This is a genomic window from Pseudonocardia sp. MH-G8 (assembly GCF_002262885.1).
Classification (GTDB): domain Bacteria; phylum Actinomycetota; class Actinomycetes; order Mycobacteriales; family Pseudonocardiaceae; genus Pseudonocardia.
On sequence record NZ_NKYF01000028.1, the window covers coordinates 1 to 16,509 of the forward strand.

Sequence of the window (16,509 nt, forward strand, 5' to 3'; positions counted from 1 at the left end):
TCAACTGGTCGATCTGGCGACGACGCCGCCAACACCAGGCACGCGCATGCCACTACCGACGTCGCGGCCACCGACCACCGCGGACATGAACTGCCGTTGCAGTACTAGCCGCGATTGACGATGAAGTGCTCGAGGTCCGAGGCGACCCTGGCTGTTCCGCTGTATCCGACGGCTGCCCAACTCTCCCATTGTTGAACTGGTAGCGGACTTGTCACGCGGTCGCCGATATGCGTGAGGATCAACTGTTTGGCTTCCGCTCGCTCGGCGACGGCTCCGACCTTCTGAACCTCGACGTGCGACTCAAGAATATGTGAAAGGATCTTGGCGGGCACGTTCGTCGCCTCGCGGACATTTACTGCCTCGTGGAGCAGGACATCAGTGGAACGGGCGAGGGTGATCAGGTTCTCGCTGTACGTCGTGTCGCCCGAGAACGTGACCGACCCGTACTTCGTGTCGAAACGATACGCGAAACTGGGGAACACCGGGCCGTGTGGAACCAGGCTCGCGGAAACGATGACGTTGTCGTCGCGCATCACGACGAAGGGCTCCATCGTCGGGCTCGTATCGACGTACGAGGCCGGGATGTGCCCCGGGATGCCGATGTCATTCACTCGGACCAGGTCACGCGGATCCGACGAACCGCTGTCACGCATGAAGATGTTGCTGCTGTACGCGTATGCTTGGCTGCACATCTCGGTGAGGTCGCGCATTCCAGGCGTCGGGTTGTCCGGGGCCACGGTACCCACGTCGCCTCCTCCGAACTTCCCGGGCAGTGCACCCGCCGGGCCCGGGCCGTAGACATCGATCGGCGACAACATGTCCCCCGTGAAGTTCGGGCCGGAGCCCGCAAGCATGATGAAGTTGTAGTAGTCGGCGATGTGGTCTGCGTGCAGATGAGTGATGAAGATCGACCGCAACGCGGAGAATCGGAGACCTGCATGTATGTACTGTGTCGTGCTGCCCCTGCCGCAATCCACGAGATAAACCGCTCCGTCGACGATCAGCGCGGTCGAGATGCCAGCTCTTTCCCGCTCGACCGGGGGCCCGGCCTGCGTTCCCAGGGTGACCACGTGCAGCCCTGTGGAGAAAGCTCTGTCGTCGGGCTGTACCGTTGTGAAGCCTTCGTCCGTCTTCGTGCCGCCACAGGCCGACAGAGCGGTGATGGCTGCCAGCCCGCCCATGCCAGAAAGCAATGCCCGCCGCGTGGGCGGGACCTGAATCGGCGATGCACCGTTGCGTGTCCGACGCATTCTCGTCTCCTGGTGGTCGACGCTGCACGAATATCGCCCAGTCGTCGCAGGACGGCGTCCTGCCGGGATCCGGCAAGAGCGAGCTGTGCCTGGTAACCGCCGGGAGTCAGCGAAGGGGATTCGTAGGTGTGGCCCTCAGGCTCACGGAGGGCATGACGCCGTAGACCGCCTTGTAGGAGGCGGCGAACCGTCCGATGTGGAAGAACCCCCATCGGGTCGCGATCTCGGTGACGGTCGTCCCGTCCGTGGCGTCGGCAGCCAGGAGCTCGCGATGAGCCCTGTCGAGCCGGATCCGCCGCATGTACTGGTGCGGGGTTTCGTCGAGCGCGCGCCGGAAACCCAGTTCGAGGCCGCGCACGGTGAGACCGAGATGGCGTGCCAGCTCGCTCACGTTGAACACGGCCGCGGCCTCGTCCTCGATCAGGCGCATCGCTGCCCGGACCGCTTTGCTCGGAGCTGCACGGTAAGCGGGCTTGGCAGGAGTGCTGAGATCGTGCTCCAGCCCGAGGAGGACGGCGTTCAGGGCGTGCTCGGAGAGCTGGTGCAGCAGTCTGCCGGGAACGGCGTCGAGGTCGTCGTACCGCCCCAGGATCTCAGTGAGCAGTCTGGCGGCGCTGATGACGACGTGGCCCTGCTCCAGCGACAGCACCTGGTGCACGAACCGCGGTGGTCGGTCCGAATCGTGGTCGCCCGTCAAGGTCCGTGCCGCACGGGCGAGCGATGAGGTCGTGACGCGCAGCATGAGAGCGTTGCAGTCGGCGCTCCACCCGGTGAGGAAGCGACCTTCTGGCGCGATGACGACGACCGAGTCCCCGGCCCGTGCCTCGACGACCTCGCGCCCTTCCCAGACGCGCATGTGGCCCGACAGCGGTATCGCGATCCCGAGGTACCTGGAATCGGCGTGCCGGTCGATGACCACGTCCGCGCCGAAGCTCATCCGACCGACCCCGACGGAGCCGGTGTCGGCGTAGAAGGCACGCGCGTCGACGTCACAGCGGTCATCGGGGCGGGTACGCAGCCGGCCCGGTGCCATGAACCGCCTGATCTCCACCTCCGCAACCTCGAGATCGTGTGTCTCGTAGCGCTTGTACGCGGTGAGCGACGGCAGGACGGCGTCGAGACGTGGCCGCTGGGCAACGTCGGGCAAAGCGGTCATGCGGCTCTCCCGAATGTCGATGCGTGGTCCGCCACGAACTTCGCGAGCGAGCTGGACGCGCGCCCGATCAGCCGTTCCACATCCTGCGATACGGCGCCGACCGACTCATCACGAGAGTAGAGCTGCATGAGCTCCACCACGTGCCGGCAGATCCACTCGGGCGCTCCCGCGCGTGCCGCGCCGGAGCGCAGTTCTTCGAGGGTGAGCCGGACGTGGGCGACCCGCCGTCCCACACCGACCGACAGGCGATCCGCGATGTCGGCCGGGGTGAGCGACTCCGGCCCGGTCATCTCGTAGACACGTGCGTGGTGGGGGAGAGGATCACGGAGCACGGCCGTGGCCGCAGCAGCGATGTCCCGTGCGTCGACCAGGGCGAGACGATGATCGTCGAGCGCCATGGGCAGCGTGCCCTCGGAGATCGCCGGAGCGAGTCCGAGCAGGTTCTGCATGAAGTAGTTCGGTCGCAGGACCGTCCACCCCAGCCCGGACGCCGAGAGCCGTGCCTCGATCGCGGCATGCGCGCGGCCGACCCAGCTCGGCTTGTCCGGTCCGGTGGCCGCGCTACCGGCGGAGACCTTCACGATGTGGCGGACGCCGGCCTCGGCTGCCGCATCGATCAGCCCGCCCTGGTGCACCGCCATCTCGGGGTGCTGGCTGCTGTTGAGGAACACCACGTCCACTCCGGCGACCGCGGCCACGACCGATTCGCGGTCCGAGAGCTCCATGCGCACCAGGGGCAGGTCGGAGCCCGGCAACGCATCACGGCGCGTCGTGGCCCGGAACTCCGCCCCACCGTCGATCAGCCCGGACACGACGGACCGACCGATCGTGCCCGTGGCGCCGGTCACGAGGATCATGGTCGCGCTGCTCAGGTGGTCGCGGACCGAGTGGTGGTGCCCTCGTTCAGGCACCACGCCCTGACCTCGAACCGGCGTGCCCCTCGTGAGTGCATCGGGTCGGCCTCCGCCAACCGGACGGCCTCGTCGAGGCTCGCGGCGCGGTAGACGAACACGCCCTCACCGTTCCACTCGGCCCCGTCGGCCGAAGCCACGGGGCCGGCGGCGAACATCACACCGCTGTCCTCCAGCTGCTTCTGGTAGGGCAGATGCTCGTCCAGCGCCGCCTCGACGGGCCCGAAGCCGTCGACCGGCTTGGACTGGATCAAGAACAGCTGTTCGGCGTGCAGGTCGAGCTCGCGGGAGCGGTTCAGCAGTTGCTCCCAGGTCATGCCGTCGACGCTGCCGGCGGTGTCGTTGCTCATCGGATGCCTTCTCTCGGGACGTGGGTTGCGGCTCAGGCGTCGACGTCGCTGCTCAGGAAACCGCGGATGGTCTCCGCCGCCTCCTCCGGCGCTTCGAACGGCCAGAAGTGACCAGCGTCGAACAGGTGCAGCCCACTGCCCTTCGGCAGCATCGCCAGCACGTCCGGGTCGCTGTAGAACTCGTGCGGCTGGCCGGGGTCCTCCCGGCCCTGGAGGAGCAGCACCGGGCAACGCCAGGCAGCGATGAGGCGCGTACGGCGCTCGACCCACTCCTGCCGGAAGGAAGAGGAGTTGAAGTAGCGCGGGACTGCCGTGTTGATGCCGGGATAGGAGAACTCGGCGACCGTCCGGGTGAGGAGCGCGTCGTCGACCGGCTTCGTCGCGAGGGCCGTGTAGGCCACGATCGTGGTGGTGCGTGCGTTCTCCAACACGAACGGTGCGGTCGGCGCGGTGAACATCAGCTCCTGCGGGTGCAGGCTGGGGTGCAGGTGCCACAGGTGTTGCTGACCGCGGCCGTACCGGATGACCCGATCCCCGACGTCGGCGACCAGATGATCTGCCGGCGGCGTCCCGCGATCATGGGTGATGAGGCTGAAGCGGTCGACACCGATGGTGTCCAACAGCGCCTTCAGCTGCTCGGCCACGCCCTCCTGCCGGTAGTCGCCGGTGCGCTTGTCGGATTGGCCGTAGCCCTTGAGGTCGATGGCGATGCAGCGGTGCCGGTCGGAGACGGCCGCCATCACCAGGTGCCACTGGAACCAGGAGTCCGGCACGCCGTGCAGGAAGACCACCGGATCACCGTCGGCCGGTCCGCTCTCGACGTAGTGCCACCGCACGGTCTCCCCGTCGCCGGGAGCGTCGACGAAGCGGTGGGTGAACTCGGTGCCGGCGAGCACCTCGACCTCGCCGTCGGAGGACGGCGGCGGAGCGGCGACCTCGGAGATGGTCGCGAGACGTCGAGCGATGTCGCCCATCGGGGCTTCGGCACCGAAGAAGTCCTCCGGCGCCGCGATGATCTTCGGCAGTACGTGGGGCAGCTCCTGCCACATGGTCGCCACGGCGGCCAGGTGGTGCGCCACACGCGCGGGCGGCTCGGTCCAGCCGTCGGCGACGCGAGTCGAGCTGGGGGTGGACGTCATTGTCGATCTCCCTGATGAGATGTGGATGGATCAGGTGGCTGTGTTGACCCGGGTCGTTCCGAGCGGGAGGTCCGTCGGCGCTGCTCGGTGGAGCGGGGTGCAGCCGGTGCGCACCGGGGCCGTGCCCGCCTGCCGCACATCCACGTCAGCTCGCAGCGCCCGTTCGCACCGTCACGCGCACCTCCGTCTCGCGGTGCTGCTCGACCCTCGGCTTGACGCCGATGGACGCCTCGTCCCCCCACACGAGCGTCAGCCGCTGCCCGTCCTGGGCGAGCTCCGCGTCGACGGTCGCCAAGGAGACGACGCACCCGTGGTTGACCGTGAACATCGGATCCATCGCCAGCCCGACGCCCGCACCGTCGTGCAGGACCCGGTCGTAGTGGATGAGCGAGTACCCGCCGGTCGGCAGCCCGAGGTACTTGGCTCCCCGACCGCCCCCGAACAGGCTGCTCGTGATCACCCGCCCGGTGTCCTCGTCGTCCCACTCGAGCCACACCTTCCGGCGGCTCGGTCCGGCAGCGATCTCCTCCAGCGCCTCGCGGCCGACGAAATCGTGGTCGAAACGGACCACGCGCCCGTAACCCAGGTCGTAGGGCGTGAGGTAGTAGTCCTCGATCGAGTCCGACACGAAGCTGCCGGCGAGGGAGGCATGCGCCTCGAAGCCCTCCCCGGGCAGGTACTCCCGATAGGCCTTCAGATCGTCACCGGTGTAGATCGCCGGCAATGGCCGGGCGATCCATCCGGACTCGTTGGACGTGGTGGGGTAGGACAGTGCGCCGCCCTCGAGCATGCCGAACCGCGTCCCTGCCTCGAGCAGGGCGTCCTTGACGCGTGCGGAGTGCTCGCGCGGCCCGAAGATCTCCAGGCCCGTGTGCTCCTGGCCGGGGGTGCCGACCATCGTGTGGTTGAGTGCACGGACCGGCACGCCGGCGATCTCGAACTCGCCGATGGTGAAGAACTTGATGCGGTCGAGCCTCGCGCCCGAGGCGGACCCGACGACCTCCAGAGCGCTCGGTCCCTGGATCTGGTAGCGGAACAGCAGGCGCTCGCGAGGGTTGATCATGCTGGCCTCGTCGCGCGTCACCTCGACGTCGTAGTCGCCGGTTTCGGCGTGGAACTGCACCCAGTTCGCCGCCACCGGCGCCCCGACCAGCGCATATTCGTCCTCGTCGAGCCCGAAGAGGATGGCGTCGCCGATGAACAGCCCGCGTGGGCTCACCGCGACGAATTGCTTGGCCTTGTTCTTCCCGAAGGTGGCGAAGGAGTTCACCCCGACGTCGGAGAAAAGGCGTGTGGTGTCGGGGCCGCGGAAGTACACGTCGCTCATGTGGAACGACTGGTCGAACAGGATCGCCGACTCGCGCCACACGCGCTGCTCGTCACGCCAGTTCGCGTACTCCACCTGTGGGATCGGGAACTGGTACGGGCCGCGGGGATCGGAGCGCAACATCCTGGCCGGGTTGCCGCCGCTGCGGTCGATGGCCTGCTGGAGGTTGAAAGCGGTCATGGATGTCGTCCCCTTCTCCGGCCCCGCGCCGAGACCCGGCGGCGCCGGCGGTGCACGGCGGGCGATCCTGCGTGTGGCGGCCCAATCTAGGAGCGCTCGCGCAGTGGGGATAGCCACGGATCGAAGGGGCCTCATGCACTACGCGAACCCCGGCGCTCCAGGTTTGTCCGCGTGCTGGGCGCGCGCCGCCGGAGGACGGGGTTCGTCAGCCGGCGCCGACTGCTTCGGCTGGTGGCTAGCTGGCGTTCGCCGGCGTACCTAGCGTTCCCGGTCATCGTCACACCCGCGGCCGACGTACGACACCCAGGAGGCCGCTTCCGACCGAGAGGAACGCCGGATGAGTGCCGAGCAGCGCGCCGCCTCCCCAGCCGCCGATGATCGGCATCTCCAATTGCTGAACGAGGCCACGATGGAGGTCATTCCGCTGAAGGGCGCGCAGGATCAGATTCTGGCGACGCCCGAGGATGCCACGGTCGCCGTGACCTGCTCTCCGAAGTTCGGTCTGCGTCGCACGCTGGAGTACTGCGCCCTGGCAGCGAACTCCGGACGACGCGTGGTCCCCCACCTGGCGGCCCGCATGGTGACGGATCGCGCGGCGCTGCGCGATTTCGTGCAACGCGTCGCGGACCTGGGCGTGACCGATCTCTACGTCATCGGCGGCGACGCCGCGACCCCTGTCGGCCGGTACCACGAGGCCGCCGCAATGCTCGACGACCTGTCGTCGATGGAGCACCCGTTCACGCGGATCGGCATCGGTTGCTATCCCGAGGGCCATCCGAACATCGACGACGACCGCCTGTGGGAGGCGCTCCTGCGCAAGCAGGATTGGGCCACGTACATGGTCAGTCAAATGTGCTTCGACGCTTCGACGCTCACGTCGTGGTTGACGCAGGCGCGAGCGCGCGGCGTGACGCTGCCGATCCGGGTCGGCATCGCCGGGCCGTTGAAGCTCGCCAAGCTCACCGAGCTGTCACTGCGTATCGGGGTCGGCCCGTCGCTGCGGTTCCTGGCCAAGCAGCACGGACTGGTCGGCAACGTGCTCCTCGGACGGACCTACGACCCCGCTCCGCTCGTGCGGGCATTGCTCGCTGCCGAGCCGAGGCCGGGCGGCGACATCGAGGGCTTGCACGTCTTCACGTTCAACCAGGTGCCCGTCTTCCGGGCCTGGATCGGCACGCAGGGTGGAGCGACGGCATGAGCGAGATGGTGCTCACGCTCTCCTGCCCGGATCGCCCCGGACTGGTTCAGGCGGTCTCGACCTTCGTGACCGGCCGCGACCTCAACATCGTCGAGAGCCACCAGTTCACCGACCGCGACGCCGGCCGCTTCTACATGCGTGTCGTCGCGGAGGAACTGGCCGACGGACCGGTGGACGTCGACGCCCTGCGGCAGGAGTTCGAGGTCATCTCTCGTGGTCCCGACACGGACTGGCGTCTGGTCGACGCCCGGCGCAGACCCCGAGTGGTGATCATGGTCAGCAAGCACGGGCACTGCCTCAACGACCTCCTCTTCCGGGTGCGCACCGAGCAGCTGCGCGCAAACGTGGTCGCTGTCGTGTCCAACCACCTCGTATGGCGGGAACTCGTCGAGTCGATGGGCATCGCGTTCGTGCACCATCCGGTCGACGCCGGCTCCAAGGCCGATGCCGAGGACAAGCTGCTGCAGCTCGTCGAGGAGGAGCAGGTGGAGCTGGTGGTTCTCGCCCGCTACATGCAGATTCTCTCGCCCGCGCTGTGCGACCGACTTCAGGGCCGGGTGATCAACATTCACCACTCGATGCTCCCCAGTTTCAAGGGCGCGCGGCCCTACGACCAGGCCTATGACCGAGGTGTGAAGCTGGTGGGCGCGACCGCCCACTACGTCACGTCGAACCTCGACGAGGGCCCGATCATCGAGCAGGAAGTGCAGCGGGTCGACCATGCGATGAGCGCGGCGGCTGTTGCTTCGCTCGGCCGCGACACCGAATGTCTGGCACTGGCACGGGCGGTGCGCTACCACCTCGAGAATCGGGTGATCGTCCACGGCGGCAGGACGGTCGTCCTGAAGTGACTGCAGGCACCGCTCGGCCTCCGGGCCGGGCGGGAACCGGCGCGTTCCCAGGGCCGGGGCGTCCCCGCGTGATGGGTGTCCTCAACGTGACCCCGGACTCCTTCTCCGACGGCGGCGCCTACCGCACCACCGCAGCGGCAGTGCGGCGCGGTCAGGAACTGGCCGCGGACGGGGCCGACTGGATCGACGTCGGCGGCGAGTCGACACGCCCCGGAGCCCGGCGCCCCTCACCCCGCGCCGAGCTCGAGCGCGTCCTGCCCGTCGTCCGGGCACTGTCCAGGCTGGGTGTGCCGGTTTCGATCGACACGATGCGAGCCGAGGTCGCGCGCCGCGCCGTCGACGCCGGCGCCGGATTGGTCAACGACGTCAGCGGCGGCCTCGCCGATCCGGCGATGCTCGCCGTCGTCGCGGAGCTCGGTACCCCGTACGTCGTGACGCACTGGCGATCCGGCGGGACGCCCGTGCACCGGTCCGAGACGTACGCCGACGTGGCTCGAGACGTCGCGGCCGAGCTGCGAGAGCGCGTCCAGCGCGCGGTCGACGCCGGGATCGACGAGCGTCACATCATCGTCGACCCCGGCATCGGCTTCTCCAAGGACGCCTCCCAGTCGTGGGGGTTGCTCCGCCACATCGGGTTCGTCCGCGATCTGGGGTGCCCGGTGCTCGTCGGCGTCAGCCGGAAACGTCTGCTCAGCGAGGTCTCCGGTCAGGCGACGGCCCGCGAGCGCCGGGACCTGGCCACCGCCGTCGTCAGCGCGATGCTCACATCGAGGGGTGTCGACATGCTCCGGGTGCACGACGTGGCCGGGACCATGGTGGCACTCCGGATCGAGGAGCGTCTGAGGAGCGAGTGAGCCCTCTGACCACCCAGTCGGATGAGCCTCCGACGTAGATCTGGGGTGGGGTCTGGGGGTTGCGGTGGAGCCGAGCTGCCAACGGAACCGCAGGCGGGGGTCCGGGGGCGAAGCCCGCCGGGCGGGGTCTGGGGGCTGCGCCCCCAGGAAAAACAACGAGCGAGGCATGCACGCGCATTCCGCGTGCATGCCTCGCCCAGAGCGAGTGCGCCGCCAGGGACTCGAACCCCGAACCCGCTGGTTAAGAGCCAGCTGCTCTGCCATTGAGCTAGCGGCGCCTGCCGTTGCGCCCTACCGTCCGGCGCTTGGAAACGCTAACACAACGTCTCCAGGCGGCCGTGCGGTGGGGTGCCGCAGCATGGGGTGAGTGACGGGACTTGAACCCGCGACTTCCTGGACCACAACCAGGTGCTCTACCAGCTGAGCTACACCCACCATGCGGCCCCGATCTCGACTGGGGCGCACTATCAGCTTAGCGCGGCGGTTGCGGCGCCTCGAAGCGGGTTGCCGACACCTGTGCGGCAACGGCCTGCGCCTGCTCGGTGGTCGGCCCGGGGAGCGGGGCGAACAGGGTCTGGCGGTAGTAGGCGAGCTCGCGGAGCGACTCCTGGATGTCGGCCAGGGCGCGGTGCGCGAGCCCCTTCTCCGGCTTGGCGTAGAACACCCGCGGGTACCAGCGCCGGCACAGCTCCTTGACCGAGCTGACGTCCACCATCCGGTAGTGCAGGTGGCCGTCGAGCGCGGGCATGTCGCGGGCGAGGAAGCCGCGGTCGGTGGCGATCGAGTTGCCGGCCAGCGGGGCGGTACGCGGTTCCGGCACGTGCTCCAGGATGTGGTCGAGCGCCATCTGCTCGGCCTCTGCGACCGTGACGGTGGAGGCGCGGACGGCCTCGGTGAGGCCGGAGCGCTCGTGCATCTCCCGCACGATCTCGGGCATCCCGGCGAGCGCCTCGTCGTCGGCGTGGATGACGACGTCGACACCCTCGCCGAGCACGTTGAGGTCGCCGTCGGTCACGAGGACCGCGAGCTCGATCAGCGCGTCGCGTCCCAGGTCGAGGCCGGTCATCTCGCAGTCGATCCACACCAGACGGTCCATCACGCCGTCACACTATGCCCGGCGTGCTCGGGTGGGGTCGGCAGCCGTCGCGCGTGTCGATCAGCGGCGACGAGCGCGTCGTCGGGATCTGACGGGGAGTAGCGCTAGGCTCTGGCGCCGTGGACACCCAGGCCCCCGCCCAGGAGATCGCTGCCGGATACGCCACGGACGGGGCCGCCCTCGAACTGGGCAGCATCCTCGTCGACGGCACCGTCGACCCCACCGCCCGTGTGCGCATCCCCTTCGCCACGCTCAACCGCCACGGGCTCGTCGCGGGCGCCACGGGCACCGGGAAGACCAAGACCCTGCAGGGGCTCGCCGAGCAGCTCTCGGCCGCGGGGGTTCCGGTGCTGCTGGCCGACGTGAAGGGCGACCTGTCCGGGCTGGCGCGCCCGGGGGAGCCGGGGGCGAAGATCGAGGAACGGTCGCGCGACACCGGCGACGACTGGGCGCCGACGGCGTACCCCGTGGAGTTCCTCTCGCTCGGCGGCGGCAGCTCCGCGGTGCCGATCCGGGCCACGCTCACGCAGTTCGGGCCGATCCTGCTCAGCAAGGTGCTCGACCTCAACGACACCCAGGAGTCGACGCTCGGCCTGATCTTCCACTGGGCCGACCAGCGCGGCCTCCCGCTGCTGGACACGAAGGACCTGCGCGCCGTCGTCCAACACCTCACCTCCGACGAGGGCAAGGCCGACCTGAAGGGCATCGGCGGGGTCTCGCCCGCCACCGCGGGCGTGATCCTGCGCGCCCTGGTCAACCTGGAGGCGCAGGGCGGTGACGACTTCTTCGGGGAGCCGGAGTTCGAGCCGGCGGACCTGATGCGTCAGATCGACGGGAAGGGTGTCGTCACCCTGCTGGAGCTGGCCGACCAGCAGGCCAACCCGCGGTTGTTCTCCACGTTCCTGATGTGGTTGCTCGCCGAGCTGTTCGAGGAGCTGCCCGAGGCGGGCGACCTCGACAAGCCGAAGCTCGTGTTCTTCTTCGACGAGGCGCACCTGTTGTTCAACGAGGCGTCGAAGGCGTTCCTGGAGCGCATCGAGCAGACCGTGAAGCTGATCCGTTCCAAGGGCGTCGGCGTGTTCTTCTGCACCCAGTTGCCCACCGACGTGCCCAACGCCGTGCTCTCCCAGCTCGGTGCGCGGATCCAGCACGCGCTGCGGGCGTTCACGCCCGAGGACCAGGCGGCGCTCGCCAAGACCGTCAAGACCTACCCGACCACCGCGCACTACGACATGGAGGAGGCGCTGACGTCGCTCGGCACCGGCGAGGCGATCATCACGGTGTTGTCCGAGCGAGGCGCGCCCACCCCCGTGGCCTGGGCCCGGATGCGGGCCCCGCGCTCGCTGATGGCGGCGATCGGCCCCGAGGCGGTGACCGCGGCGGCGCGGCAGTCCTCGTTGTACGGCAAGTACGGCGAGACCGTGGACCGGGAGTCGGCCTACGAGAAGCTGACGGCCCGGATCGCGGAGCCGCCCGCCGCGCCGTCCGCTCCCGCCCCGGCCGACGCACCGCCGCCGGCTCCCGAGCGCGCCGAGCCCGGGTTCGTGGAGAAGGCGTTCGAGTCGCCCGCCGTCCGCTCCTTCATGCGCTCGGCCGCCAGCGCGCTGGGTCGGGAGATCACCCGGGGTCTGTTCGGCACCCGCCGCCGGCGCTGACCGCCGGATCGAGAACCTCCAGCAGCACACCGACGAGCGCGTCCGCCCCGTTCAGCAGCACGTTGTGGGTCTCGTCCAGGTCGTGCACGGTCCAGTCGGGGGCGGTGCGCAGCTTCTCGGCGGTGGCCACGAAGGGCGACTGCGGCAGCCACTCGGGGTCCATGGCCGCGACGTAGTGCTTGTCGGCGACCCGGCGCCATGCACCGGTGAGCCGGGAGCGCTGCAGGAACGTCGCGATCGGGTGTGCGACGGCGCGTTCGTCGAAGAAGGGCAGCGGATCGACGTGACGTCCGGTGCGCCCTGATCCGTCGACGAACCACTCGCGTTCCCAGTCCGGCACCATCGACCAGGTCGAATCACCGTCCTCGGGGACGAACGCGTCGACGTAGACCAGGCCGGCGAACAGCTCGGGTACGGCGTCGGCGGCGCCGCTCAGCACGCTGCCCGCGTAGCTGTGCCCGACCGCCACCACCGGGCCGGGAAGGCCCTGGACGAGGGCGACGAGTTCGGCGACGTGGGTGTCGAGCGTGATCGGCCGGTCCGGTTCGGGATCCTGCGGGTCGAGACCGTCCAGCGTCACGGCGACCGCGCGGTGACCCGACGCCTCCAGCTGTTCGACGACGGGCTGGTACCACCAGCCACCGTGGTTCGCTCCCGGTACGAGTACGACGTCCATGCGACCCACGATGGCAGGCCTTGCGGACAGGATCTGTCCGTGATGCTGGTCGAACTCACGAGCACGAGCGCCGCGGGCAGCAGGTGTCGCCCCGCAGCGCCGCGCGGCCTTCCCTGATCGCGACGACGGCCAGGCCGAGGGCGACGATCGGGTCGGCCCACCACCAGCCCAGCGTCGAGTTGAGCACCAGGCCGGCGAGCACGGCCGCGGACAGGTAGGTGCAGATGAGGGTCTGCCGGGAATCGGCGACGGCACTGGCCGAGCCGTACTCGCGGCCGGCGTGCCGTTGCGCCCAGGACAGGAACGGCATGACTGCCACGCTGATCACGACCAGGGTGATCCCGACAGGGGAGTGCTCGGGCTGGGTGCCCGCGACGAGGGTGCGCAGCGCCTCGACGGTGACGTAGGCGGCGAGAGCGAAGAACGATCCGGCGATGACCCGCAGCGCGATCCCCTCCCGGCGCTCGGGGTCCGGGCCGGCGAACTGCCAGGCCACCGCGGCTGCGGAGCTGACCTCGATCAGCGAGTCCAGGCCGAAGCCGATCAGCGCGGTCGAGTCCGCGATCGTGCCGGCGGTGATCGCCACCACGGCTTCGATCACGTTGTAGGTGATCGTGGCGGCGACCAGCCACCGGATGCGTCGACGCAGCACGTCCCGCCGCTGCGGGGTCACGGTCGGGTGGCTCACGACGCCGCGACCTCCGCTGTGACCGAGTTGCCGGGCTCGCCGTAGACGGGGCAGAGCGCCACCGCATCCCCGGTCTCGGCCAGCAGGAGCTCGGCGCTGCGCAGCAGGTCGATCAGCTCCGGGCGGGTCAGCGAGTAGAAGGACTGCCGCCCCTGCGTGCGGTAGTCGATCAGTTGGCAGTCTCGCAGGCAGGAGAGGTGCTTCGACACGGTCGACTGGGCCAACCCCAGCTGCCGGGTCAGGTCCACCACGCGGGCCTCGCCCGCGGCCAGTCGCTGCACGATCGCCAACCGCGTCGGATCCCCGAGCGACCGGAACAGCGCCACCGCGGGGCTCAGTCCTCGCTCACATTCCATCGCCACGCGGCGATGATAGCCCGGTTCGGTGATCTGTTGGAGATGGGCTGCCGCTGTGGGGTGGCGCGGCGGGGAGTTGCACCGTGACGCAGAGCCCGCCGGTGGCCCGGGGGGCGAGGGTGAGGTTTCCGTCGTGCGCTCGGGTGATGCTGTCGACGATCGCGAGGCCGAGCCCGACGCCCGCGTGGCCGGTGCGGATCCGTTCGGTGCCGCGCTGGAACGGCTCGGCGAGCGTGGAGACCAGCTCTCGGGTGAGCTTCTCCCCGGTGTTCTCGACGGTGAGCAGCACGCCGTCGGGGTGCGCACAGGTGCGGATCCACACGGCGCCCTGTCCCGCCCGGTTGTGGACGATCGCGTTGTGCACGAGGTTCGTGGTCAGCTGCAACAGGAGTGCGGGTGAGCCGACGGTGGGGGCGATGTCGCCCGCGGTCTCGAGGGTCACGCCGCGCTTCTCCGCGAAGGGGAGGAGCGTTTCGGCGGCTTCCTCCACCAGGAGGGACAGGTCGACGCGTTCCCGCGTGAAGGTCCGCCGGTCGGCGCGGCCGAGTAGGAGCAACGCCTCGGTGAGGTCGATCGCCCTGGTGTTGACGGTGCGGAGGCGGTCGACGAGCTCGCCGCTGTCGCGGTTCGGATCGGTGCGGGCCACGTCGAGGAGCGTCTGCGTGATCGCCAGCGGGGTGCGCAGTTCGTGGGAGGCGTTGGCGGCGAACCTCCGCTGCTCGGCGACGTGCGCCTCGAGCCGCGCGAGCATGGTGTCGAAGGCGTCGGCGAGCTCGCGGAACTCGTCCTCGCGGCCGGGAAGCCCGATCCGGTGGGACAGCGATCCGTTCGCGGCCATGCGGGTGGCGTCGGTGATGCGGGTCAGCGGGGCGAGCATGCGGCCGGCCAGGATCCACCCTCCGACGAGCCCGAACACCAGGAGGAACGCCATCACGACGGCCGCCGCCGGAACGAAGACGATCGGCCCACGGCCCTGGAGCAGCAGGACGTTGGACACCACGTTCCTGAGGGAGCTGAAGTCGATCCCGCGCACGTCGGGCAGGAGGAACACCCACACGGCCGCGAGGAGCAGGACACCGGCGAGCATGACGAACCCGGCATAGCTGAGGGTGAGTTTGAGGCGGACGCTCAAACCCGGCTGCCTATCCACGTTCCCCTCCCTCGGCGTCGATGCGGTAGCCGGCGCCGGCCACGGTGGTGATGATTCCGGGTTCGCCGAGGCGTTTGCGCAGCGCCGAGACGGTGATGCGCACGGCATTGGTGAACGGGTCGGCGTTCTCGTCCCACGCGCGTTCCAGGAGCTCTTCGGCGCTGACGACGCCGCCTTCCGCGGCGACGAGGACCTCGAGCACGGCGAACTGCTTGCGGGTGAGCGCGACGTAGCGGCCGTCTCGGTAGACCTCGCGGCGGAACGGGTCCAGCTGCAGGCCGGCGATCTCCCGCACGGGTGGCCGGTTGTGTGCGCGTCTGCGGTCGAGTGCCCGGAGGCGGAGCACGAGCTCCCGCAGGTCGAAGGGCTTGGTGAGGTAGTCGTCGGCGCCGAGTCCGAACCCGGAGGCCTTGTCGTCGAGCCGGTCGGCGGCGGTGAGCATGAGGATGGGCGTGCCGGTGCCGGAGGCGACGATGCTCATCGCGACCTCGTCGCCGGAGGGCCCGGGGATGTCACGGTCGAGGACGGCGATGTCGTAGGCGTTGATGCCCAGCAGCTCCAGAGCGGTGTCACCGTCGCCGGCGACGTCGGCCGCGATCGCCTCGAGGCGTAGCGCGTCGCGGATGGCTTCAGCCAGGTAGGGCTCGTCCTCGACGATCAACACGCGCACAAGTCCTCGATGCTACGAGCCGGGCCATATCGCCGGCATATCGAAAAGCGGATACGTGCCGGCAACGCCGCGCTGCCTTGACTGCGGGCATGACCTACTGCGCGCGCGGACCGGGCCCCGGAGCGAGCCGGACGGCTGCGTTCGGCGACCACTTCCCGACGCAGCCCATCGCGGTCCCCCGCTCCCGGGCAGGGGGCGTCCTCCTCGACCGGCCTCCGCCCAGCCCCGGTGCCGTGAACCGGCGCGTGCCGTCGCCACGCCGACAGCCACCTCCGGCCCGGCACCACCACCACGCCGCCTCGGGGGCGAGCGGACCAGCACGACCAGCACCCCGCTCCACCCGCTTGACGATCCTCATCGCGGTGGCGGTGGTCATCGCGGCGGTGACCGGAGGGCTCGGTTACCGGACGTGGGCATCCTCGTCCCCCTCGACGGCGACGCCGGACCGGCAGGCGGATGGCGTTCCGGGACGTCCCCCTCCACCGGGCAGCGGCGATTGGCACGGTGACGGCCGCGGTGCGGACGACGAGGCCGACGGTGCCGTCCCCGACGGGGTGACGGTCTTCGACGACGGGTTCCCGGCCGTGGCCAACCTCGATCCGGACCTGCTCGAGGCCCTGCGCCGGGCGGCGACGGAGGCCGCGGACGACCGGGTCGAGTTCGTCGTCAACAGCGGCTGGCGTTCCCGGGATTACCAGGAACGGCTGCTCGACGACGCGGTCTCGGAGTACGGGTCGAAGAAGGAGGCCGCCCGCTGGGTGGCCACCGCGGACACCTCTGCCCACGTGTCGGGGGACGCGGTCGACATCGGGCCCACCGGTGCCGCGCAGTGGCTGTCCGAGCACGGTGCCGGGTACGGCCTGTGCCAGATCTACCGCAACGAGCCCTGGCACTTCGAGCTGCACCCCGACGCCGCCGATCGCGGTTGCCCACGCACGTACGCCGACCCCACGCACGATCCGAGGATGCAGAAGTGACCAGGACGCTCGGCAACCCCCCGCC

At 69.6% G+C, this 16,509-nt stretch carries 17 protein-coding genes and 2 tRNA genes; 5 read left to right on the forward strand and 14 right to left on the reverse strand.

What is annotated here, in order from left to right; translation table 11 throughout:
- Window positions 1-104 precede the first annotated feature (104 nt).
- The 6 genes from CFP66_RS37875 to CFP66_RS37900 form a co-directional block, all read right to left on the reverse strand.
- Entirely contained in the window at window positions 105-1,250 is a 1,146-nt protein-coding gene (locus CFP66_RS37875; RefSeq protein ID WP_143517511.1) for an MBL fold metallo-hydrolase, read from the reverse strand.
- Between the two features lie 106 nt (window positions 1,251-1,356).
- Window positions 1,357-2,406, reverse strand: coding sequence for an AraC family transcriptional regulator (locus CFP66_RS37880; RefSeq protein ID WP_094930190.1), 1,050 nt, complete (start codon window positions 2,404-2,406; stop codon window positions 1,357-1,359).
- Entirely contained in the window at window positions 2,403-3,254 is an 852-nt protein-coding gene (locus CFP66_RS37885; RefSeq protein ID WP_158228376.1) for an NmrA family NAD(P)-binding protein, read from the reverse strand. Before CFP66_RS37885 ends, CFP66_RS37880 begins: the two co-directional genes overlap by 4 nt.
- Window positions 3,255-3,274: 20 nt before the next feature.
- The gene (locus CFP66_RS37890; protein ID WP_198961942.1) at window positions 3,275-3,667 is read right to left on the reverse strand and encodes a YciI family protein; all 393 of its coding nucleotides are present in this window, start codon (window positions 3,665-3,667) and stop codon (window positions 3,275-3,277) included.
- Window positions 3,668-3,699: 32 nt separating this feature from the next.
- Window positions 3,700-4,806 (reverse strand): alpha/beta fold hydrolase, encoded by a 1,107-nt coding sequence (locus CFP66_RS37895; protein ID WP_094930192.1) that lies wholly within the window; start codon window positions 4,804-4,806, stop codon window positions 3,700-3,702.
- A 145-nt stretch (window positions 4,807-4,951) separates the two neighbouring features.
- Complete coding sequence (locus CFP66_RS37900; RefSeq protein ID WP_198961943.1) at window positions 4,952-6,430, reverse strand: aminomethyltransferase family protein; 1,479 nt, start codon at window positions 6,428-6,430, stop codon at window positions 4,952-4,954.
- Between the two features lie 220 nt (window positions 6,431-6,650).
- Here CFP66_RS37900 and CFP66_RS37905 point away from each other — a divergent pair, with 220 nt between their 5' ends.
- The 3 genes from CFP66_RS37905 to folP all read left to right on the forward strand — a co-directional run bounded on the left by CFP66_RS37905 (window position 6,651) and on the right by folP (window position 9,216).
- Window positions 6,651-7,511, forward strand: coding sequence for a methylenetetrahydrofolate reductase (locus CFP66_RS37905; protein WP_094930194.1), 861 nt, complete (start codon window positions 6,651-6,653; stop codon window positions 7,509-7,511).
- The gene (gene purU / locus CFP66_RS37910; protein ID WP_094930195.1) at window positions 7,508-8,362 is read left to right on the forward strand and encodes a formyltetrahydrofolate deformylase; all 855 of its coding nucleotides are present in this window, start codon (window positions 7,508-7,510) and stop codon (window positions 8,360-8,362) included. The genes CFP66_RS37905 and purU overlap by 4 nt, the downstream gene beginning before the upstream one ends.
- Window positions 8,363-8,433: 71 nt before the next feature.
- On the forward strand, window positions 8,434-9,216 hold the full coding sequence (gene folP / locus CFP66_RS37915) for a dihydropteroate synthase (protein WP_198961944.1): 783 nt from the start codon (window positions 8,434-8,436) through the stop codon (window positions 9,214-9,216).
- A gap of 206 nt (window positions 9,217-9,422) precedes the next feature.
- Here the strand turns inward: folP and CFP66_RS37920 are convergent.
- The 3 genes from CFP66_RS37920 to orn all read right to left on the reverse strand — a co-directional run bounded on the left by CFP66_RS37920 (window position 9,423) and on the right by orn (window position 10,315).
- Window positions 9,423-9,494, reverse strand: a tRNA-Lys gene (locus tag CFP66_RS37920).
- An 81-nt stretch (window positions 9,495-9,575) separates the two neighbouring features.
- A tRNA-His gene (locus tag CFP66_RS37925) sits at window positions 9,576-9,651 on the reverse strand.
- Window positions 9,652-9,688: 37 nt separating this feature from the next.
- Entirely contained in the window at window positions 9,689-10,315 is a 627-nt protein-coding gene (orn, locus tag CFP66_RS37930; RefSeq protein ID WP_094930197.1) for an oligoribonuclease, read from the reverse strand.
- Window positions 10,316-10,431: 116 nt separating this feature from the next.
- On the opposite strand from orn, the gene CFP66_RS37935 reads away from it, so the two are divergent.
- Complete coding sequence (locus tag CFP66_RS37935) at window positions 10,432-11,967, forward strand: helicase HerA-like domain-containing protein (RefSeq protein WP_094930198.1); 1,536 nt, start codon at window positions 10,432-10,434, stop codon at window positions 11,965-11,967.
- Here the strand turns inward: CFP66_RS37935 and CFP66_RS37940 are convergent.
- The 5 genes from CFP66_RS37940 to CFP66_RS37960 are packed head-to-tail and all read right to left on the reverse strand — an operon-like array spanning window position 11,930 to window position 15,507.
- Entirely contained in the window at window positions 11,930-12,643 is a 714-nt protein-coding gene (locus CFP66_RS37940) for an alpha/beta hydrolase (protein ID WP_094930199.1), read from the reverse strand. The genes CFP66_RS37935 and CFP66_RS37940 overlap by 38 nt on opposite strands.
- 55 nt (window positions 12,644-12,698) lie before the next feature.
- The gene (locus CFP66_RS37945) at window positions 12,699-13,331 is read right to left on the reverse strand and encodes a cation diffusion facilitator family transporter (protein ID WP_233160045.1); all 633 of its coding nucleotides are present in this window, start codon (window positions 13,329-13,331) and stop codon (window positions 12,699-12,701) included.
- Window positions 13,328-13,687, reverse strand: a complete 360-nt coding sequence (locus tag CFP66_RS37950; RefSeq protein ID WP_198961958.1) for a helix-turn-helix transcriptional regulator — start codon at window positions 13,685-13,687, stop codon at window positions 13,328-13,330. The genes CFP66_RS37945 and CFP66_RS37950 overlap by 4 nt, the downstream gene beginning before the upstream one ends.
- Window positions 13,677-14,819 carry a HAMP domain-containing sensor histidine kinase gene (locus CFP66_RS37955; protein WP_304528787.1) on the reverse strand — a complete coding sequence of 381 codons (1,143 nt, stop codon included), beginning with the start codon at window positions 14,817-14,819 and terminating at the stop codon, window positions 13,677-13,679. Before CFP66_RS37955 ends, CFP66_RS37950 begins: the two co-directional genes overlap by 11 nt.
- 10 nt (window positions 14,820-14,829) lie before the next feature.
- Entirely contained in the window at window positions 14,830-15,507 is a 678-nt protein-coding gene (locus tag CFP66_RS37960) for a response regulator transcription factor (protein WP_094930202.1), read from the reverse strand.
- 344 nt (window positions 15,508-15,851) lie between these two features.
- Here CFP66_RS37960 and CFP66_RS37965 point away from each other — a divergent pair, with 344 nt between their 5' ends.
- On the forward strand, window positions 15,852-16,484 hold the full coding sequence (locus CFP66_RS37965; protein ID WP_233160047.1) for a M15 family metallopeptidase: 633 nt from the start codon (window positions 15,852-15,854) through the stop codon (window positions 16,482-16,484).
- The last annotated feature ends 25 nt before the right edge of the window (window positions 16,485-16,509 follow it).